The following is a 21,525-nucleotide window of genomic DNA, read 5'->3' as shown; positions in this document are numbered from 1 at the left end:
CTCAACCTGTCAGTAAGCGAAGCTCATCGGGGCGTCGGCATCCGTCTGTACCTCGACGGGGGCGACCTCTGGGAGACCGGCCTTCGCGTACTTGAGGAACAGCCACACCTCGAGGACGGCCAGGCCGCCGTAGAGGAGGGTGAAGACGATCATGGAGAACAGCACCTCGCCCGCCGAAACGGAGGCGGAGACGCCTGCCTGGGTGGGCAGCACGCCCGCGACCAGCCACGGCTGGCGGCCCATCTCGGTGAAGATCCAGCCGAACGAGTTGGCGAAGAGGGGCAGCAGCGGCATGGCGAACATGAACACCGTCCAGAACCGGCTGTACTTCGGCAGGCGGTCCTTGCGAACGCTCCAGAGCGTGAAGGCAGCGATCGCGATGCCGATGAAGCCCAGGCCGATCATGAGCCGGAAGGTCCAGTAGGACACGGCCACGTTGGGCATGGGGTCCACCTCGTAGTTGGCCTGGAGTTCGGCCGCGTACTGGGTCTGGAGCGTGGTCTTGGTCTCATCGAAGCGCTGGAAGCCGTTGGCGGCGTACTCGTCGCGCAGGTTGTTGATGCCCTTGACCGTTTCGTGGCCCGAGAGGGTGGACAGCAGGCCGGGGATCTTGATGGCGAAGACCTCCTCCGTGCCCTCCAGGTTGCCGATCGTCACGATGGAGAACGAGGCGTTCTCCTCCGTGTAGAACAGTCCCTCGGCGGCGGCCATCTTCATGGGCTGCACCTCGGTCATGATCTTGGACTGGAGGTCGCCGGTGAAGATGACACCGACGGAGGCCACGAGCAGCACCCAGGCGCCGAACTTGGTGGCGAAGCGGTAGGCCTGCGTGTCGCCGGGCTTGGCTTCACCGTCGCGGTTGAGCTTGGCCAGGTGCCAGCCGCCGATGGCCGCGAGCAGACCGCCGGCCACCATGTAGGCGCCGAAGATGACGTGCGGGAAGGTGACGAGGAACACCGGGTTGCTCAGCACCTCCAGGAAGCCGTCGACACCGTCGAGCTCAGCGCGGCCGTTCGTGAAGATGGTTCCGACGGGGTGCTGCATCCACGAGTTCGCCGCGAGGATGAACACGGCCGACAGCATGGTGCCGAACGCGGCCATGTAGATGGCCATGAGGTGCAGCCACTTGGGCAGCTTGTCCCAGCCGAAGATCCACAGGCCCAGGAACGTGGACTCGAGGAAGAAGGCCAGCAGCGCCTCGAGCGCGAGCGGTGCGCCGAACACGTCGCCGACGAATCGTGAGTACTCGGACCAGTTCATGCCGAACTGGAACTCCTGGACGATGCCGGTCACGACACCCAACGCGAAGTTGATCAGGAAAAGCTTGCCGAAGAATTTGGTGAGGCGCAGGTAGGCATCCTTGCCGGTGCGCACCCAGAACGTCTGGAGGACCGCCACGAGCATTGACATGGCGATCGTGATGGGGACGAAAAGGTAGTGGTAGACGGTGGTGATCCCGAATTGCCACCGTGCAAGAATCACAGGATCCATGGCCGCACGGTACTACTTTGCGTCGTACTTCGACAACCTGTCGCTAAAACAGGGACGAGTAGCGCCTATGCTTGCCCCATGTCATCCAGGGGTGAACTCGAGCAGCGTGTGATGGAGGTGCTCTGGGCCGCGGAAGCGCCCATGAGCGTCGCCGACGTGCACGCCAAGCTCTCCGAAGAGCGGGAACTCGCATACACGACTGTGATGACCGTGCTCGATCGCCTGACGAAGAAGGATCTGGTGGACCGCGAACTGGTCGCCCGCGCGTGGCAGTACACGCCGCGCAGCACGCAGGCCGAGGTCATCGCTGCGGACATGTTGCGCCAGATCGACGGCGTGGACAGCTCGGTTCGGGTGGAAGCGCTGAAGCTGCTGGTGCGGTACCTGCCTGATGACGAGCGCACCGCGCTGGAACGCCCCGCGGAACTCGTCTAGCGCTTCCCGCCCTACTTGCCGACGGGCCTGCCCCGCTGGTCGAGCAGTTCCCGCTTGTGCGCCAGCGTCGCGTCGAGATCCGCCAGGAGCGCGGCCCGCTTGCCCTCCACCTCCGCGACGGCGGTCTCCTGCACGTCCTGCGGCTCCGCCTGGGTGCGGATCCGGGCGGCGTCCTCCGACGCCTCGAGGCTGTTGTCGATCGCATCGAGGACGGTCTCCTCGGTGTCGGCGAAGTCCTCGGCCAGCGCCTCGGTACTCATGGTCTCCGCCAGACGGGCGCGTTCCCGCTCCGGCGTCCACCCCTCCTCGGGTTCGGGCCAGCGCAGGTCCATGTCGATGAGGGTGCGCAGCAGGATCTCGGTGACCGCCAACCGGGAGTACCACTTCCGGTCCGCCGGCAACACCATCCACGGTGCGTACCCAGTGCTGGTGAGGCGGAAGACGTCGGCGTAGGCCTCCTGGAATTCGTCCCACTTGGCCCGGGTGTCGAGGTCGCCGGGGTTGTACTTCCACCGCTTGTCCGGCCGGTCGATGCGCTCCATGAGGCGCTTGGCCTGCTCGTCCTTCGAGACCATCATGGCGAACTTCAACACCACGGTGTCGTCGTCGACGAGCTGCTGCTCCCACTCGTTGATCTCGTCGTAGCGCTTGGACCAGACGTCCTCCTCCACGATGCCGTCCACCCGCACGACGAGCACGTCCTCGTAGTGGGAGCGGTCGAACAACCCGATGAGGCCGGGCGGGGGGAGAGCCTTCTCGACGCGCCAGAGGTAGTGGTGCGAGCGTTCCTCCTCGGTGGGTACCCCGAAGCTGGTGAGCCGGATGCCCTGGGGGTCGAACAGCCCGAAGACGTGGCGGGCGATGCCGCCCTTGCCCGCGGTGTCGAGGCCCTGCACCACGACGAGGATCTTCTTCGTGCCCCCGGAGCGACCGTGGGCGAAGAACCGTTCCTGGAGCTCGTTGAGCAGCTGCTCGTTGCCGGCGATGTACTCCTTGGCGTCGTCCTTGCTGCCTTCCCAGCCCGGGGTGGAGTTGCGGTCGAACGTGGCCAGGTCGAAATCGGGTGTGACCCGCAGCGCGTACCGGGGGTCCTGGCTCCAGAGATCGGTCATGGGGAGTCCTTTCGGGAGGATCACCCATTCTTGCGCGCATAGGGGCCGTTGTGTGGGCGATCGCGGGCCCCGGATGCCAAATCCAGATCTGGGGTCATGAGTGACACCGAATCTGGATTTGGGCGTCTCCCTGGGTTCGTCAGACGTCGGCCGTCAGGCGGATCTCGTTGCGCCACGGGTCGAGCACCGTGAGGATGCGGCCGTCGTGCGTGGGGGCGAATCCGGCCGAGCGCAGGCGCTCCTCGGCCTTGGCGACCTCGTCGACGGTGGGCACGAGGATGTCCACGACGCCCATGCCCAGCGTGTTGGCGCGGGGGCCGGCGCCGGCGGAGTTCCACACGTTCATCGCCATGTGGTGGTGGTAGCCGCCGGCGGACACGAACAGCGCCTGGCCGCCGAGCAGGAACGTCTGGTTGAACCCCAGTGCGTCGACGTAGAACTTCTGGGCCGACGCCACGTCGCCCACCTGAAGGTGCACGTGGCCCAGCTCGCCCGCCTGGCTGGTGGGCTGGTCCGTCAGGTGGGTGCGCACGAACTTCTCGGGATCGATGTAGAGGGTGCTCATCTGCACCTGGTCGCCGATCCAGGTCCACTCGTCGCGGGGGCGGTCGTGGTAGAGCTCGACGCCGTTGCCCTCCGGGTCTGTGAAGTAGAACGCCTGCGACACCAGGTGGTCGCCCGTGCCGGCATAGGTCTCGGGGTACTTGGTGTACATCGACACCAGGGTGCGGGCCAGGTCCGGCAACTCGTTGTACAGCACGGCTGTGTGGAACAGGCCGGCGGCGCTACGCGGCGCGGAGCGCAGTTCGCGGGACTCGGTGAGGCGGACGATGGGGGTCTGGCCCAGGCCGAGCGTCACGGCGCCGGGCTCGTCCGCCATCGGGGCGAGGCCCACGCCGTCGGTGTAGAAGGCGAGTTGCTGGTTCATGTCGCGGACGCGCAGCTCGAGGCGGCCCATGTGCGTTTCGGGTGCGAGAGTCATGCTTCCAGCATACGGTTGAAAGTTAAACTAATCAAGTCGCTGTGGGGCTTCAAGCCCAGCACCGGCCGTCACTGCTGCGCCCAGCGCTGACTTTGAGGCGAAGGACGGCGTCAAACCCAGCAGTCGCCCGAGACGTCCTGCGAGGCACGGGACGTGACGAGGTCCTAAGCCCGATGCCGTACCCCGCGAGCTGCCGCCCCCAGGCCTGGGCGGCCGCCAGCGTGGCCGCCAGCGCGCTCGTCATCGCGTACGTTCTCGCTCCCTGAGCCAGCCCGCAGCGGCAGGTCGAGGAGAGGGCATGGCTCCCCGGGCACGTCCCCACGGCGTGGGGGCGCCGCCTCAAGCGGGTTGCCAGATTGCGGCTGTTCGGGCGATGAGTTCGTCGAGTTGGCTGAAGTCGGTGCGTCGGTCTTCGGGCCGGCGTTCGCTCTGAACGGCTTCGACGGCGACCGGTTCAGCGATGCCGGGCTCATCTGGGCAGGGTGGTGCCTTGGCCGAGGAGACGAGGTGTTCGCGCAGGAGGTGTCGTCGATGTTGCCTCGGCCTTCGCGCCGGATCGACATGTCGGGGTGGGGTGAACCACGCCCTTCCGGTGTCCGGGTCGAGGTGGACCTGCCACTGCGACTCGGATGACTGTTGAGGGTCTGGTTCGACCAACCGGTGATGGTGCGGACACAAAAGCACCGCATTGCCTAGACAGCTGGTTCCGCCTGCCCACCAGGGGACGATGTGGTGCGCCTCACACGAGGCAGGTCTGGCGGTGCAGCCGGGAAACGCGCAGCCTCCGTCGCGCAGTGCGAGGGCGGTGCGGATCCCGGCGGGGAACAGGCGGTGTTTGCGGCCCACGTCCAAGGGTTGGGATTTGGTGCCGAGGACGACGGGGATCAGATCTGCGTCGCAGGCCAAATGTCTGGCGTCGGCGGCGGATAGTCCGCCCTGGCCGTGGCCGCCGAGGACGTCGACGCGTCCCAGCCCGGTGAGCAGGGTGTCGTAGTCGACGGTGATGTGGACCTGGGGCCGGTCTCCGCCGTGGGCGGGGAGCTTCCCGGTGGCGGCAGCGGTGTGGACCAGGATCATCAACGCATCCGCGCGCCGCACAGCCGGATCCGACGGCTCATCCGAGTCGCGGTACGAGGATGCCGGCGGCGTCACCGCGTCCAGTTGGGCGGCGAGCAGTTCTACCTGGGCGGTGGGGAGCTTGCCGCTGAACCGCGACGACCCGTGATGGTCCGGGGTGATGATCAGGAACCGGCTGCGGTGGGCGGCGCGGTCTTGGGCGTCGAGCCTCTTCTTGTCCTCGGCGTCGGCGCCGTCGGGGTCGATCACCCGAAACACGTGACTGGCCAGCTCCCGCAACTCGTCCGGGCCGAGGTTGTGAACCTCCGCCAGGACGGAGCGCTGGCACAGCTCCACCTCTGCACGCGTCACAGCATTGGGGAGCTTCCGGAGCCCGGAGATGATCGCTTCGGCCTGCGCCAACGAGATCTCCCCGTCGTTCAACGCATCAGCGATGAGCGGGAAGCGTTCCCCAAGATCCATCGCGAGCTTCAACGACGCGGTGGCCTGGGCGGTGGTGGTGCGCACGGACTGCCGCACCCCCTCCACCAGAGCTTCGTCGGCTGCCAGGCGTGCGTCGTGCAGGAGCCGCAGCCGGGCACCCGCTGCCTGCGCCTGGACCTCCTCCAACAGTGCCGCGAGCTGGGCGCGACGCTGGACGTCGGCTTCCGGGTTCATTCCCAGCGAGCCGATGTCCTGCCACAGGGCAGCCATGCCCTGCAGCAACACCTCGCGCGTCTCGTTCATACGTACCATTAAATAAGAACGCACTGACAAAATCGCTCAGGTCGGCGCCCCTCTTCGAAAACCACCCCAAAGGGTGGGCGCAGTTTAGAACGAAGGAACCCCCGGACCCGTGGGGGCCTGGGTCAGGCCCCCCGTGCCCGGGGGTTCCGGCGCGCGCCAGCGGTGCGCGGATCTACCCGTCAGTCCTCGATCGCCGCCGCGAACTGCGACTGATACAGGTCGTAATACGCACCCTCGGCTGCCAGCAGTTCGTGGTGGTCGCCCTTCTCGACGATGGCCCCGTCCTCCATCACGAGGATGAGGTCTGCGTCGCGAATGGTGGACAACCGGTGGGCGATCACGAACGACGTGCGCCCGGTCCGCAGCGCGGCCATGGCGTGCTGCAGCAGCAGCTCGGTGCGCGTGTCCACGGAGCTGGTGGCCTCGTCGAGGATGAGCAGCGCAGGGTCGGCCAGGAACGCCCTGGCGATCGTGATGAGCTGCTTCTCGCCCGCCGAGACGTTCGAGCCCTCCTCGTCGATCACCGTGTCGTAACCGTCCGGCAGCGAGTGCACGAAGCGGTCGACGAACGTGGCCTTGGCGGCCTCGATGATCTCGTCCGGGGTGGCGTCCGGGCGGCCGTAGGCGATGTTGTCCCAGATCGTCCCGCCGAACAGCCAGGTGTCCTGCAGCACCATGCCGATGTTCCGGCGCACCTCGCCGCGCGGGAGCATGGCGATGTCCACGCCGTCGATGGTGATGCGGCCGCTGTCGAGGTCGTAGAACCGCATGATGAGGTTGACCAACGTGGTCTTGCCGGCTCCGGTGGGGCCGACGATGGCGACGGTTTGGCCGGGCTCGGCGGCCAGGTTGAGGTCGCGGATCAGCGGCTTGTCGGGGGAGTACGAGAAGTCGACGTGCTCGAACTTGATGCGGCCCGTCACGTTGGCGGGCGCTCCCGCCTGGCCTGCGCTCTGCGCCTGGCCGGACTCGGCGAACGTGTCGAGCCCGGTCATCTCTTCGGCGTCCAGCAGTTCGAAGACGCGCTCCGCGGAGGCGACACCCGACTGCATGAGGTTGGCCATCGACGCCACCTGGGTCAGCGGCTGCGTGAACTGGCGGCTGTACTGGATGAACGCCTGCACGTCGCCGATGTTCATCTGGCCCGTGGCGACCCTCAGGCCACCGAGCACCGCGATCACCACGTAGTTGAGGTTCCCGACGAAGAACATCAGCGGCATGATGATGCCGGAGATGAACTGCGCGCCGAAGCCTGCCTTGTACAGCTCGTCGTTGCGTTCGGCGAAGACCGCCTCGACCTCCTTCTGGCGGCCGAACACCTTCACCAGCGCGTGGCCCGTGAACGCCTCTTCGATGTGGGCGTTGAGCTCACCCGTCGACTTCCAGTTCTGCGCGAACAGCTTCTGGGAGCGCTTGCCGATGATGGCCGTGATGAGCACGGCCACCGGGATGCTGACCAGGGCGACGAGTGCCAGCGTCGGCGAGATCCAGAACATCATGATCAGCACGCCCACCACCATGAGCAGCGAGTTGAGCAGCTGCGACAGCGTCTGCTGCAGCGTCTGCGACACGTTGTCGATGTCGTTGGTGACGCGGCTGAGGACCTCGCCGCGGGGCTGCTTGTCGAAGTAGCGCAGCGGCAGCCTGTCCAGCTTGGCGGAGACGCGCTGGCGCATGTCGTAGATGGTGCGCTGCACGGCGCCGTTGAGGATCCAGCCCTGGAGGTAGGAGAACGCGAAGGACGCCACGTACAGCGCCAGCACCAGCAGCAGGATGCTGCCGATGGCGCCGAAGTCGATGCCTTCGCCGGGGACGAAGTTGAGGTTGCGGAGTAGGTCCGCGAACTCGGTCTGCCCCTGCGCCTCGGCGCCCTGGATGATCTGCTCCTTGGTGGCGGTGGCCGGGAACTGCTTGCCGACGATGCCCTCGAGCATCTTGTCGGTGGCCAGGCCCAGGATCTTCGGGCCGACCACGCCGAGCGCGACGGAGAGGGTGCCCAGCGCGATGGCGGTGATGATCCAGGCGCGCTCGGGCCGGAGGTTGCGCAGGAGACGCCGCGCGGAGACGCCGAAGTTGGCGGCCTTCTCTCCGGTGCCCATGCCGTGGCCGCCAGGTCCCATCTGGCGGCCGGGGCCGTGCTTGGGGCGCTCGTTGGCCTTGACGGGCAGGGCCATGTCGTCGTCGGGGTTCTGGGTGGTGGTCGTGTCGGTCATCAGGCCGCCTCCTCCGCGCTGAGCTGGGATTCGACGATCTCTTGATACGTCGGGTTGCTCTCGAGGAGCTCTTCGTGGGTGCCGCGGCCGACGATCTGCCCGTGGTCCATGACCAGGATCTCGTCGGCGGAGGTGATGGTGGAGATGCGCTGGGCGACCACCAGCACCGACGATTCGCGCGTCACCGGCGCGAGCGCGGCGCGCAGCCGGGCGTCGGTGGCGACGTCGAGCGCGGAGAAGGAGTCGTCGAACACGTACACGCCGGGCTTCTTCACCAACGCGCGGGCGATGGCGAGGCGCTGGCGCTGACCGCCGGAGACGTTCGTGCCGCCCTGGACGATGCTCGACTCGAGCTGCCCGTCGCGTTCACGGACGAAATCCGCGGCCTGGGCGACGGTGAGCGCCTCCCACAGTTCGTCGTCGGTGGCGTCCGGCTTGCCGTAGCGCAGGTTGCTGCCCACCGTGCCGGTGAACAGGTACGGCTTCTGGGGGATGAGGCCGATGCGGGCCCAGAGGTCGTCCGGGTCGTAGTCGCGCACGTCAACGCCGTCGACGAGGACGCGGCCGCCCGTCGCGTCGAACAGGCGGGGGATGAGGTTGATGAGCGTCGACTTGCCGGCGCCGGTGGAGCCGATGATCGCGGTGGTCTTACCGGGGGTGAGCGTGAAGGAGACGTCCTTGATGACCGGGGCCTCGGCGCCCGGGTAGGCGAAGCTCACGCCGTCGAAGACGACGTTGCCGCGCGCCATGGTCGCCTGCTGCGGGTGGGCCGGCGGCGCGACGGAGGACTCGGTGTCGAGGACCTCCATGATGCGGTCTGCGGAGACGGCGGCGCGGGGCGCCATCACCAGCAGCATGGTGGTCATCATCACGGAGATGAGGATCTGCATGAGGTAGGCGATGAACGCGGTGAGCTGGCCGATCTGGATGTCGCCGGATTCGATGCGGTGCGCGCCGAACCACATCACGCCCACCGTCGAGAGGTTCATGATGAACCCGACGAAGGGGAAGAGGAAGGCCATGAGGCGGCCCACCTTGGTGGTGACGTCCACCAGTTCGGCGTTGGTCTTCTCGAAGCGGACTGCCTCGTGGGGTTCGCGGACGAACGCGCGCACGACGCGGATGCCGGTGATCTGCTCGCGGAGCACGCGGTTGAGGGAGTCGATGCGCTTCTGCATCTTCTCGAACAGCGGCCCCATGTTGACGATGAGCACGACGATGCCGATGCCCAGGATGACGACGGCGGCCAGGATGATCCAGGACAGCCCGGCGTCTTCACGCAGCGCCATGAACACGCCGCCCACCATGGTGATGGGTGCCGAGACCAGCATGACCGCGGTCATGAGGACCAGCATCTGCACCTGCTGCACGTCGTTGGTGTTGCGGGTGATCAGCGACGGCGCGCCGAACTTGTTGAGCTCCTGCGTGGAGAAGCTCAGCGCGCGGTTGAAGATGGCGGTGCGGACGTCGCGGCCGAACTGCATGGCCGCGTTCGCGCCGGCCCAGACCGCGCCGATCTGCGCGGCGCCCTGGACGGCCGACAGCAGCAGCATGATGCCGCCGGTGCCCCAGATGAAGCCGGGGTCGCCCTTCACGACGCCCTCATCGATGATGCGGGCGTTGAGCGTGGGGAGGTAGAGGCTCATGATGGTGGCGATGGTCTGCAGCACGATCACGATGGAGAGAAGGCCCCAGTAGGGGCGGATATAGCGGTTGATGAGCCGCGCCAGGCGGGAGAGCATTAGTTGGCCTTTCGGGCGCCGGAGAGGGCGAGGGAGGCGAGGGTTTCGGGGGTGAGGGCTGCGGAGCCGTGCGTGTAGTTGAACACGTGGCCCAGCGCGATGGTGCGCAGGAACTCGACGTAGGCCTGCGGCTGGATCGAGAGTTCGTCGATGTGGGGTTCGAGCTGTTCCATCAGCCAGGCCTCGAGTTCGTCGCGGCGAGCTTCGAGTTCGTCGCGGAGGCAGGCCCCGCCGTCGGACTCCTGGCTGTGGTGGACGGTGTGGAGGAGGTTGCGGACGTCGGCCATGCGCTGGGTGAGGATGGCGATGGCTGCGTGCGACTTCGAGAGGAGGGTGTCGCCTGGTTCGACGGCGGCGATGTCCCGCTGCAGCCGCTGGGCGGAGAGCGCCTCACGCGTGGTGGCGGCGATGAGGTCGGGCAGCGAGGTGAAGGCACGGAAGATGGTGCCTTCGGCCACGCCGGCGGCCTCCGCCACCTGCTTGGTGGTGAGGGAGGGGCCGTGTTGGAGGAGGAGGGGGAGTGTCGCCTCTACGAGGGAGGCGCGTCGCTCCTGTGGGGGCATGGGTGTCGCGCGGGTCACGGATCGAGTGTAGTGAGTGAGAGCTCACTCACCAAAATAAGACGGGCGAACCGAGGCTCACGCCATCCCCGGTCGAGCCCGGTAACCTTCCCTTACGGGGACTGAAAAGACGAAGAAGGCCGCTCTCGCTTCGGGGAGAACCTTTACCGGGACGTTCGCCTGCGACAGATGCGCCGCAGCCCTCCACCGGCCTTCGTTCTCCTGCTCCAGCAGCCGGTGGCGTTTCCGCAGCTCAAGGATCTAAACCGCCTCGGTTCTCGACTGACCGGGCTCAACGCCCTCGTCGGTATCGGCGCGGCGCATCCACTTCTGCAGCGTCATGGGGAGGATCGCGAAGTCCTTCGCGATCTGCTCGAGCGTGACTCCGGGCACGGTTCCTCGCGAGGCGTACGACGTCATCACGAAACTTGCTGGGGGAGGGCCTGGGCACAGCGACATCCTTCCAAGCACACCCCCACCGGTCGCGGTTCAGCTGACCCCTGCGCGCACCGGCTGCCCGTTGCGGTGCGGAGCCGATGGGGTTTGCAAGATGTACGGGGACCGTGGACGAGCTCGTCGATTACGACCGCGTACTTATGGAGCCAGCACCGCGCGCTGCTGCTGGACGCCTTCGGCTGCGACGTCTGCGAAGGCGAAGGTGGTGTTGGACGGCCGGTGGCGTCGACCTGTTCACTCCCTCTCGGGCGGGCGGTTGGCAGCGCGGGCACCGCGGACCCTGGATCAGATCAGGGGTGGATGAGCCGCACCAAGGCGGAAGATTCCGAAAACTGCATCCATTGACCGCTCCGGTGACAACTCAGTCCACGGGAGTGGACTTGGTTGCACCAATGTTCTGTCCAACTTGTGGCCTTCGGCCAAATTGTCGGCGGTCCCTGTAAGTATGACGTAGTCAGGTATTGAACGCGTCAATGGAGCGCTCCGTTGACTGGGGGAGAAGGTGGCTGGGCGTGCGGCGCTTGAAGTCAGAACTGATTGAGGAGTACCTCAGATGGAATGGTGTCCTGACGGACGCGGTTTACCCAGAAATCCCGTCAGCCTCCCCTGCCTATCTAAGTCTCGACACGGAGCAGCGCTCAGCGGCAGCAGCGGGGCTGGGACTCGACATCGAGGTCTTCGAGTCCAGCCTCGCTAGATGTGTGCGAGGCGTCCTTAATTTGGATGGCTCAGGACCGACGGACACTTATCGAACGCTCAATCTGGAACTGGGGAGGTGGAAGCGGCTTCGGAAGGCTGAACGCGGAGCGCCGCCCGTGCTGCCTCTCCTGGCGCTGCTCACCGTCGCGGCTGAACGGATGGCCACCGGCGACGGCATGGCCGAGACCAACTTCTACGGTCGCGCATGCGAAGTGCTCGAGCACAGGGACGACCGCCGCCACTTCGAACAGGGCTACCGAATGTTCGGGGAGCGGTACTGGTCCGCACTGGACCGTTGGCTCGAAGACAACGACGGGCTTCGTGGACTACCCACTGCCGTAGCAGTGGGACATCGTTTCGTGGGCTTGCCAATCTCCCAGGTACTCATTCGTGAAGCTGACCGAGACAGGCTCCCACAGTTCTTCATTTATGCGGGCTTTCCGCCCGGCGCAGCGGTTCCGCCGAAGGAACTCGAGCCGGCTTTCGATCGTTGGATGGCTTCCGAACCGTGTCCTGCTTCCCCAGCCCTTCTTCATCAGTGGCACTCCTCCGGGAAGCAGCGCATCCTGGAGTCCGTGGCAGCGGTGTTGGCCACCTGGAACGGCCACATTGTCCATAGGGAGGGTGACGACGCATTGCTTCAGGCGTCGCTTGCTCTCAATATCGGCCAGTTCCCTCGCCCGAGGATCGAGTTCTCCCCTATCGCCTACCTCGCGAATGCCGACGAAGCCCGTGACGGTGAAATCAAGACTGATCGGGGCTGGGAACCGGTTGACTTGGCACCGTTCGCCACCGGCATCATGCGAATAGGCGACCAGCAGGCATTTGACAACACCTCCCTGCTTGAAGGCATCCTCGAGGTCCGGGATTCCCTGTCGGGACGCAGCATCGGACGTAGCCCAAGACGAGTCATGATCTTCCGACGCGTAGACCACGCCGGCGCGTACCTCGAAGCGGAGCAGACAATGCTCGGCGAGGACGTGGTCGTCGTGGTGCGGAACCAGCCGGTCATGACCACCAAGGTCGAGAAGATCCTGCAGGCGTGCGCCCGGCCTGGTTGGGGAACCTACCCCGAGGGGTACGGCGGTATTCCCGTTGGATGGACGGTCTACCACAGTGTTCAGATCCTCTCGAACCCTGGGGAACTCGTTCCCAACGCCAGCCTCGATCTCCGGGCACTCGTACCTCTGACCAATAGCCAGCTACTGGTGTCGGGCGGCCTGGGGCTGCCTGGCTCTGTCCGTGGCAAGTGGCACCGTCTCGCCCTCCCAGAGGTTCGCGCCGTGAGTGACGACCCAAACGGTTTCACAGTGCGCCTCTTCGACCTCGAAATGCAGGAGGACGACGAGGATCCAATGCCCTTGTCCGAGTGGCGGAAGCGCGATGCGGGAGCGTTGGTGATTGCGCTGTCCGAGGAGGAACTCGAGGATGGCAACTACCGTGTAGAGCTGCAGCCCGCTGGTTCAGCTCAGGCCGTTTCTGCCATCACCATTCGAGTCCGCAGCGGTGATCGGGTGGACGCCGAACAGCTGGCCAAGTCGGACCCGGTCGACCAGTTCCTGGATGACCCCCTCAGCGTTTTGTCGGCCAGTGAAGTCGTCGGTGAACGCAGCGTCGTGGGCGGTCTGGTGATGGAGCCGATGCCGGCGGTCGTGAGGAATGCCCATCCACCTGCGTCGGCCCACTGGAAGACTGGACGATCCGAACGGCGAAAACTGACACTTGCGATCGCCACTGTGCCTCCAGATTCCTGTCTCTACACCGGCTCCCACCACACCGCGATCGAAACCGTGGAATTCGCGCCGGGCGGGCGGCCCTTGACGCCGTACGTGGTGGGGAAGTGCTCGGAATGCGGGCTGCAGCGTCGCTTTCCGAGCACCTCGTGGCAAGCAAAGCGGCGATCAAATCGAGGCCAGACGCCTCAGTCCAGTTCGCCGGCGCGAATGGATCTCCTGCCCCAGATCACGAACGAGGAGAAGATGGGATGGGACGTCGCCTTGGATGGCTTCTTCCACTGTGGCGCAGGAACGCCAGCCGCCTTCGAGAGGCTGGCGGCTTTCCTCGAGCCGAGCGCACTGATGGTGCATCACCTGACCCGCACGCTGTCCTCCCTGGGGCACATTGAGTTGATGCGCGATGCCCACACCTTCGAGCTTAAGGGGTGGGAGGTGGGGCCCAGCGTTCTGGTGCCTACCTCAAGGGGCTGGTTTCTGACCGGCCACTGGCCAAGCAGCCTTGTGAAGAGCCAGCTGGCCGCCGATCCAGGCCTGACGATCCAGCGCTACGTACACCCCGAGGCGCCGACATCTAGATTCTTCAACCGCTTTCCTGAGCAGGCTGTTGACGGTGTGCAAGAGGGCATTTCTGCCATCGAGTTCGCGGCCCAGCTGCCGGTGCTCAGCCAGGTCATCGACGCCCTACCGCGGGTTTCCGCACCGGCTCGGGCTACAGGACTGAGTGTCTTTGACCCCGCCAGTGCGAAGTGGCAGGACACCGAGAACATGGCACTCAAGGGCGGCTACCGGATGAGGAGCTTCGCGACCCTCGATCTCCTCCGAAGCCAGGACGACCTCGACCGAGGCACCATGGCGGTGTCAACCGTCCACTTGAGCAAGCACGCGACGGCGCTGCTCTGGGGTGCGGAACCCCTGCTGGCCTATGACGAAGAGCGGCAGGTCCTGACGGTGCCGCTAGGTACGAACCTGCCGGGCTTGTACGAACGCGCCGCAGTCCTCGCGTCCGGTCTGGCCCCGCTGGCGACGGGCGGTTCGCTGTCATATCTGGACGTCTCGCCGGAACTGGCCGGACACATTACGTACCTGCTGAGCAACTAAGGGGCGTCACGTGGCTACCAACCCACTGGCATTGAAGCGTGACCTGCGCGAGGCGCTGATGCGGGCGGTCGACTCCGAGCACTGGCTCCGCAATGACGACATCCGCCGCGAACGGAGAGCTCTCTTCAACGAGGGCGGGGCGCTTTTGCGAGACGTGCTGCTGGAGCCGGTGCTTCCGTATGACGGAGTCCATTCCGGCCTCGACATTGCTTTGAAGGCAGGCTTGAGCGAGGCCGAGGCAGCCAGACTGCTTGAAGCGATGTTCGGAGTCGATCCTGTGAGCGCCAAGCTGCGTGCGCATCAAGCAGATGCCTGGCTCGCGGCTTCCGGCGGGCAAAACCCCATCGTGACCTCGGGCACGGGCTCGGGCAAGACGGAGGCCTTCCTTCTACCGGTGCTAGCGAACCTCCTGATCCAGTCGCGCAACCGCCCCGTTGCTCGGCCGCCGCATCACTGGTGGGCCAGCGGGAGGCCGAACCACTGGGCCCCACTCCGCGGCTTGGATGATGCCGCGATGCAGACCATGATCCTCTACCCGATGAACGCGCTGGTCGAAGACCAGATCGCCCGGCTTCGTCGGATCCTCCGCAGGCTCGTCGACCTGGGCGGACCAATGCTGTGGTTCGGGCGCTATACCTCTGCGAGTCCAGGCGGAGCCAAACCGATCCCCACAGGCTCCGAACCCAACCGAGTTGGTCCCATCCGGCAACAACTAGCCGACATGGTGGATGAGTACGACAGGCTCTCCGAGGCTGTCTCACACAATGAACTAGGCCACTTCCAAGACCCCCGTCGCGTGGAGATGATCACCCGTTGGGACATGATCACAAGCCCGCCGGACATCCTGGTCACCAACTACTCGATGCTCAACGTCATGCTGATGCGCAGTCTGGAGAGCCCTCTATTCGAGCAGACTAAGAGGTGGCTGCGGGCCGACCCGGCGCGCACGTTCACGCTGGTCGTGGACGAACTGCATCTCTACCGCGGCACGCCTGGCGCTGAGGTCGCCCTGATCATCCGATCGTTGGCCGACGCGCTGGGCCTCGATCCAGCCGCGCCTAACTTCCGCGTCATCGGGACCAGTGCGTCGCTAGACGAGGGCGCAGGCTCCCGTGACTACCTGGAGCGGTTTTTCGGCAAGCCCCGGGACACTTTCGACATTGTGCCCGGGGCGCCGCGGGACCTGCCGCAGGCGCCGCGCCTCGTGTGGTCCCAAGTGCAGTCCAAACTCGCTTCGAGAAGCGAGATTCCGCTCCTGGATGTTGCGGTTGCCCAGGCCTGCACAGACACGCAGGGTCGCTACCGGGCAACACCGCTCGAGGAGATTTTCGAGCGGATCTTCTCAGAGCGCCTCGCGGAAAGTGACCAGGAGGCTCTGCTGGAGGCGCTCGCTTCGGACTGCAACTCCAATGGGCTGAACTTCCGGGCGCACTTCTTTGCGCGTGCCACGCGGGGTCTATGGGCTTGCTGCAACCCTGACTGCGATCAGATCCTCCTTGAACGAACGAGCACGCGGGCTCCGATTGGCCGCCTGTTCACACGCCCCGGATCCTTCTGCCCGTGTGGGGGGCGCATTTTGGAGGTGTTGTTGTGCGGGGTGTGTGGCGACCTGTCGCTCGGGGGATACATCATCGGGGATGAGCCTGGGGGCTCCGGTAAGTATCTCTCGGCGACGCCACCGGAATCCCTGACCGGTGGGGCAGACAGGCTGAACAGACTGCGCGCCTCGGATTATTGCTGGTTCAGGCCGGGCGAAGAGATCGTCGACCAATCGAGCTACCTGAAGGGGGCCGCCCAATGGTCGTACCTAGGAGGTTCCTTGTACCCCGCTCTCGGATTTCTGGCCGAGCATCGGGGGGATGGTGTACCGGTGACGTATATGGCGGTGGGGACGAGGGATGCGGATGCCAGCCTGTCGGCGCTGCCTCCCAAGTGCTTGCACTGCCACGAGGAGTCGAGGCAACGGCGGCTGCTCCCTGGCGGCCACACCCGCAGCCCCTTGGCCCAGCCAGCGTTCCAGCCACAGAGCGCCACCCGCTTGGCAGTCGAGCGAGTGCTGCGGGCGATAGACCAGTCGCCCCGTGAGCCCGGCACGATCGTGTTTGCGGACAGCCGTGATCAGGCATCGCAGACGAGCGTGGCGCTCAACCACAACCACCACCGCGACCTGATCAGACAGCTGATCCAGCAACAACTCTCTGAGCATGGAGAAGGCGTCAGATTGCGGGTGTTGCGGGAAGGGCCGCTAGGAACGCTTCCGGAACAGCTCGCGAGCCGTTATGCCGAACTGCAGCGGCATTTCCCGGACCTGGCGATGGCGTATCGGACTGCGGCGCGGGGCATCGCCACCGAAGAAGAACTTGCCCTCATCGAGGCTGAGGAACACCTTGCTTCCGGGGGAGCCAAATGGTCAGAGATCATCCATGGGCTGCTGCGACGCCTCCTCCAACTAGGCGTATCCCCTGGCGGTCCCCGAGCCAGCCTCCAGACCATCTCGCCCGACGGCCGGCCCTGGAACGTTGTCTACGATCCTCCTACATCCGGTGAGTGGGTCCCGATGGTCGATAGCGGCACGCGCTCAGACCTCGCTGAGAAGTACCGAATTGAGTTGGTTCACGCCGTGGCTGACGCCATCGGCAGTGACGCGAGCCGCGACTTGGAGGAAACCAGGCTTGGGCATTTTGCCTGCACCACCATCACGGACGGGGGACTGACAGATGTGGTCAACTCCTGCCTGCGGCTCTATCTCCAGAGCGGGTACTGGAGCCCAAAGAAGTCAGGGCCGAACACCTCCAAGCCGGATCGGTTCAAGGATTACATCAAGAGGGTCGCTCAGGCGCGGGGAACCGTGACAGAGGAGTTGGAACAACTTGTCGTAGAGGCATTGGCACCGCTCATGCGAGAGGGCCTCATCGATCTCGAGTCGCCGGATGTTCCGCTGTTCATAGCCCCGTGGCAGGAGGACTGGGCCTGCGGCACTTGTGGCCGCATTCATGGGCATGCTTCCGGAGGCATCTGCACAAGGCAGGGCTGCCGCGGACTGGTTGCGCGCGTGGAGAACGGCACGCGAGATGACTACTACGCCTGGTTGGCCACCCAGGAACCGCGCCGGCTGAAGGCGGCTGAGCTGACCGGCCAGAACTCTGCAGCTGAACAGCGTGAGAGGCAGCGCCGGTTCCGCCGGGCGCTTTTGCCGCAGCCGAGGGAGAACCTTCGCACCACACCCATCGATGTACTCAGCGTCACGACGACGATGGAAGTGGGCGTGGACATCGGCGACCTGCAGGTGGTGGTTATGGGAAACATGCCGCCGCAGCGGTTCAACTACCAGCAACGAGTCGGGCGTGCAGGGCGGCGGGGGCAGACGTTCTCCTACGCGGTGACGGTGGCTCATGACCGCTCCCATGATGACTATTACTTCCGATTCCCGGAGCGCATCACGGGCGATCCGCCTCCGCAGCCGTTCATCGATACGCGGAGGACCTCGATCTTGCGGCGTGCCGTCGCGGCGGAGGTCCTAAAGCGGGCTTTCCGCGCAGCGGGCGTCACCGGCGGCGGGGTGCACGGCGAATTTGGGCCGTCTGCCCAGTGGTCAAATGTCCGGGCGACCATCCTCAAATGGATCAGGAAGTCCCCGGAGATCGATGGCATAGTGGGTCGAACGTGCTGGCTAACCGGGGTTGATGCCTCGACGGTCGATGGCTTGACCCGTTGGGCGCGGACCAAGCTGGTCCCCGCAGTGGACGCTGCGGTGGAGAACTCGGCTCTGGCGCAGGATGCGTTGAGTGAAAGACTGGCCAACGCAGGCGTCCTGCCGATGTTCGGATTCCCGACGACGTCTCGCAACCTGTACTACAGCGAAGCGCGGGACCGCGACGGCGCCGAGGTATCGCAGCGCCCACTGAACCAAGCGGTCAGCCTCTTCTCGCCGGGGTCAAAGGTTGTAAAGGACGGCTGGACCTACGAAGTCGACGGATTTGCCGACTACGTATATGGCCGGGCGCGGCCTTTCTCCAAGGACCCGCTCAGAGAACGCATCGAAGTACTCGTCTGCCCGGAGTGCCATTCCGCCCGTGTTCTGCCAGGTGAAGATACTTGCCCAGTGTGCAACGCAGTGACGAAGCGCCACACCGTTTACCAGCCGGCCGGGTTTCGCGCCCGGACTCGTGACGACCGACTTAGCGAAGGGCCGCCCGCGCCGCGCGCCGACCAGCCTGTCCTCGCCTGGGTAGCTCTGGGGAAGCCGACGCACAGGGTCAGTGCGATTGACGCCTGGAGGCTGGAGCAGGCGCAGATCCTCACCATCAATAACAACGGCGGCCAATCATTCAACTTCTACCAAGAGGCAGACCGCTCCGTCGTGACCTCAGATCCGCAGAATACGTTGATGCATCTCGGCTCAGGAGCTATTGGTGAAGTGCGCACAACTGATGCGGCGCTGCTGCTCCCCCGCAGGGTGGCACTTGCCGGTGGGGTAATAGCCGTGGACTCTGCGATGTGCCCATCCGGCCTGTCTGCCGTCACATCGTTTGCCAACGCCCTTCGGCTCGCTGCACGCGCCGCGTTGGACATCGATCCGTCCGAGCTCGAGTCAGGCGTCCAGCCCCGCCATGAGAATGGACTACTGACGTCGTCGGTGTATCTTGCAGACACGCTCCAGAACGGCGCTGGCTACTCTGCGGAACTGGCCGAGGGACCGAAGCTCCACAAGGCGCTCGTATCACTCAGCGTCGATATTGCCTCTCGGTGGGAGGAAGATAGCCACATCGGCTGCGACACCGCCTGTGCCGACTGCCTCCGGGCTTGGGACAACCGCTTCGCCCACGCCTTCCTCGATTGGAGGCTCGCGCTTGACGTGTCGGACCTCGCGCAGGAACGGGAACTGAATCTTGCACGGTGGGCACCGCTTGCGGTCCCTGCAGCGCGCAGGTTCGTCCATGCGTATGAGGAACCTCTCGAGGGGTTGGCAGACGTCGAGGAAGTGGAAGGGCTCGTCACCGTGATAGCCAAGGGGAGGGCTGCCGTTCTCGGCCACCCCCTATGGCGCCAGGATCCCCCCGGATGGAACAAGCAGCAGTCTCAAGTAGCCAAGAAGTTGGAGCGCCGCGGCCTCACGGTCCGCATGAGTGACATCAGGCGCTGCATGATCCACCCGGACCGCTTGTTCCAAGCGCTCCAGAGATGAGCCGGGAGTCACACACCATCTCCGGTAGATGCCCAGAGGCCGAGCCTCATGGCGGGCGTAGGCCTCGGTCAAGTCCCGGGGGAGTGGTGTAGCGGTTCCTTCATTTAGGCGGTGAGTGCGGGGGGTTCGGTCACCTCCTGGGGGTTGGGGATGGTGGTCAGTCGGCAGCGTGCGAGGATGTCGAGGCCGAGGTGGCGGCGGCCTTCTGCCCATTCGTCGGTTTGTTCGGCCAGGACGGCGCCGAAGAGACGTACGATCGCTTCCCGGTTCTCCCTGGTGGGTTAAGAGATGCGGCCCCAATCCCTCGGAATGGTCGCACGGCAACCGGCAACCGCTCCGGTGCCCTCCGAGGAAGACCCGGCCTCCACAGCCGTCGAGGTCATGCGGTCTCGTTCCAGCGAGCCCTGGAACGAGGAGTTCTTTCATGTCGCCGTTGCCCCTTCGTCCCGGTGAGGGTTCCTTCCCGGAGGACCAGATTTCAATCCCCCGAGCGCCACACCGCACTGACCCTGACTACGGGAAAGTCCTGCGGCGTCCGCCCTCGGTGCCCGTGGCGGAGTCCTACCGCCAGACGGTCATCCGGATCTGGCCGAACGGGAGCGATGAGTCCCCCGTCGACGTGGTGCCCACACCCGGCGCGGAGACCGACGGTCCGGAGGCTCTGTTCGGCGAGGGGTGCGGGCCGGTGTTCGTCGTGTCGGGCAGCCACGCCTTCGGTCGGCTGACGATGCCGGATGAGGATGCTCCCACGCTGGGCGGGCTCTACTGGAGGTTGGACTATCAGGGTGAGGACTGGGTGCCGAGCGTGTCTACCTCGCCGGATCGTCAGTGGGTGGAGAAGGGGGCCCTGGTGAAGGGCATCGACGAAGACGAGGCGCTATCCACGGCCTTCTTCCACGGTCAGGACTTCGTCCTCCGGCGGGATTCCAGTGGCCTGACCCCGCTCGCCACGCGGGAGGGCGTTGACGTCGGAGGAGACGAACCGGTCGCGGTTCAGCTGACCCCGGCGCGCACCGGCTGTCCGCTGCGGTGCGGAGCCGATGGGGTTTGCAAGATGTACGGGGACCGTGGACGAGCTCGTCGATCACGGCCGCGTACTTATGGAGCCAGCACCGCGCGCTGCTGCTGGACGCCTTCGGCTGCGACGTCTGCGAAGGCGAAGGTGGTCGTGGGTTGACCGGTGGCGTCGACCTGTTCACGCCGTCGCGAGAGGGCGGTTGGCAGCGTGGGGCGCCACGGACGTTAGAGCAGATCAGGGACTCACGCAGCACGTCGTGACACGGGGACCATACGGTCTCTGCGGATCGGGGCCCGCTCCGAGAAGGGGTCCCCTGGGCGGGTCCATAACGGCGGCCGCTACAGCGTCGCAGAACCTCGAAGCCCGGCGGCTGGACCGTCACTGAAATGGCGGGGGCTGGGGGTTCGCCGACTCGAAGCCATTTGCCGCCGTCTGTCTGCGCTCTAAGGACGTACACCCGTGCCATGCGGCAACCCGGCTCAGGCCATCCTCCGGTGAAGCTTTTTCGTTTCGAACCAGATATTCCGAGGCGCACGTTCACGGGCGGCCGTTTCAGATGTCCTGAGCGAGCAGACGCTCGCGAGCACTCTCGTTCTTGGCGCGAAGCCGCGTGGCCAATCCAAGGTCCTCTTCAGCGAGCAACGCGTTGGACTCGAGGTTCAGGGCGTTATCGGCGAGTTTGACCAGGCGACCGAGCGGGTCGGCGGCGGCCCGCTCGATGAGCTCCTCGCAGGTCTCGTTCTCGTCAGCCCATGAGACGGACTCAACCGCCCGCACCACGACGTCTGGAACACCGTGATGACGGGGTCCCTGAGCAGTCATCTGGGTGTCTTCCAACACATTGTGCAGGAGGCCAGCCATCTCGGCGTGGGGTCCGTGTTCCACGAGCCTCGCTGCCACCGGCAGCAGATGCGCGGTGTAGTGGTCGCGCCCAGTTTGTCCGTCTGCCCGGCGTGGGCGTCGCGGACGAGCGTGCGGACATCTTCGATGGTGGG

13 protein-coding genes, 1 pseudogene and 1 riboswitch are annotated in these 21,525 nt (G+C 65.5%); of the genes and pseudogenes, 4 read left to right on the top strand and 10 right to left on the bottom strand.

Annotated features, from left to right (window positions below; all coding sequences use genetic code 11):
• Positions 1–9 precede the first annotated feature (9 nt).
• A complete protein-coding gene (locus H5393_RS10660; RefSeq protein ID WP_182763283.1) occupies positions 10–1,491 on the bottom strand; it encodes a cytochrome ubiquinol oxidase subunit I in 1,482 nt (493 codons plus the stop codon).
• A 78-nt stretch (positions 1,492–1,569) separates the two neighbouring features.
• Here H5393_RS10660 and H5393_RS10655 point away from each other — a divergent pair, with 78 nt between their 5' ends.
• Positions 1,570–1,926, top strand: coding sequence for a BlaI/MecI/CopY family transcriptional regulator (locus H5393_RS10655; RefSeq protein ID WP_182763284.1), 357 nt, complete (start codon positions 1,570–1,572; stop codon positions 1,924–1,926).
• Positions 1,927–1,937: 11 nt separating this feature from the next.
• On the opposite strand, the gene H5393_RS10650 is transcribed toward H5393_RS10655, so the two are convergent.
• The 7 genes from H5393_RS10650 to H5393_RS10620 all read right to left on the bottom strand — a co-directional run bounded on the left by H5393_RS10650 (position 1,938) and on the right by H5393_RS10620 (position 10,758).
• Positions 1,938–3,038, bottom strand: a complete 1,101-nt coding sequence (locus tag H5393_RS10650) for a PPK2 family polyphosphate kinase (protein ID WP_220488375.1) — start codon at positions 3,036–3,038, stop codon at positions 1,938–1,940.
• 139 nt (positions 3,039–3,177) lie between these two features.
• Entirely contained in the window at positions 3,178–4,020 is an 843-nt protein-coding gene (locus H5393_RS10645; protein WP_220488374.1) for a VOC family protein, read from the bottom strand.
• Positions 4,021–4,359: 339 nt separating this feature from the next.
• Positions 4,360–5,823, bottom strand: coding sequence for an HNH endonuclease signature motif containing protein (locus H5393_RS10640; protein ID WP_182766650.1), 1,464 nt, complete (start codon positions 5,821–5,823; stop codon positions 4,360–4,362).
• 179 nt (positions 5,824–6,002) lie between these two features.
• Positions 6,003–8,036, bottom strand: coding sequence for an ABC transporter ATP-binding protein (locus tag H5393_RS10635; RefSeq protein WP_182766649.1), 2,034 nt, complete (start codon positions 8,034–8,036; stop codon positions 6,003–6,005).
• Complete coding sequence (locus H5393_RS10630; protein WP_182766648.1) at positions 8,036–9,778, bottom strand: ABC transporter ATP-binding protein; 1,743 nt, start codon at positions 9,776–9,778, stop codon at positions 8,036–8,038. Before H5393_RS10630 ends, H5393_RS10635 begins: the two co-directional genes overlap by 1 nt.
• Positions 9,778–10,359, bottom strand: a complete 582-nt coding sequence (locus tag H5393_RS10625) for a TetR/AcrR family transcriptional regulator (protein WP_182766647.1) — start codon at positions 10,357–10,359, stop codon at positions 9,778–9,780. The genes H5393_RS10630 and H5393_RS10625 overlap by 1 nt, the downstream gene beginning before the upstream one ends.
• A 240-nt stretch (positions 10,360–10,599) precedes the next feature.
• Positions 10,600–10,758 (bottom strand): hypothetical protein, encoded by a 159-nt coding sequence (locus tag H5393_RS10620; protein ID WP_182766646.1) that lies wholly within the window; start codon positions 10,756–10,758, stop codon positions 10,600–10,602.
• Positions 10,759–11,306: 548 nt separating this feature from the next.
• On the opposite strand from H5393_RS10620, the gene H5393_RS10615 reads away from it, so the two are divergent.
• Positions 11,307–14,327: a hypothetical protein gene (locus H5393_RS10615; RefSeq protein WP_182766645.1), complete on the top strand. Its 3,021-nt coding sequence runs from the start codon at positions 11,307–11,309 to the stop codon at positions 14,325–14,327.
• Positions 14,328–14,337: 10 nt separating this feature from the next.
• Entirely contained in the window at positions 14,338–19,512 is a 5,175-nt protein-coding gene (locus tag H5393_RS10610; RefSeq protein ID WP_182766644.1) for a DEAD/DEAH box helicase, read from the top strand.
• A 104-nt stretch (positions 19,513–19,616) separates the two neighbouring features.
• On the opposite strand, the pseudogene H5393_RS10605 reads toward H5393_RS10610, so the two are convergent.
• Positions 19,617–19,781, bottom strand: a pseudogene (locus H5393_RS10605) (IS256 family transposase); the annotation flags it as partial.
• Positions 19,782–19,791: 10 nt separating this feature from the next.
• A riboswitch (SAM riboswitch) is annotated at positions 19,792–19,902 on the top strand.
• A gap of 160 nt (positions 19,903–20,062) precedes the next feature.
• Between H5393_RS10605 and H5393_RS10600 the strand changes: the two are divergent.
• Positions 20,063–20,689, top strand: a complete 627-nt coding sequence (locus H5393_RS10600) for a hypothetical protein (protein WP_220488373.1) — start codon at positions 20,063–20,065, stop codon at positions 20,687–20,689.
• 393 nt (positions 20,690–21,082) lie between these two features.
• Here H5393_RS10600 and H5393_RS14330 read toward each other — a convergent pair whose 3' ends face one another.
• A complete protein-coding gene (locus H5393_RS14330; protein ID WP_220488372.1) occupies positions 21,083–21,352 on the bottom strand; it encodes a hypothetical protein in 270 nt (89 codons plus the stop codon).
• Positions 21,353–21,525 lie beyond the last annotated feature (173 nt).

It is taken from the genome of Tessaracoccus sp. MC1756, from assembly GCF_014164735.1.
GTDB lineage: Bacteria > Actinomycetota > Actinomycetes > Propionibacteriales > Propionibacteriaceae > Arachnia.
The sequence above is the reverse complement of the archived record's forward strand: the minus strand, read 5'-3'. Positions and strand labels throughout refer to the sequence as shown.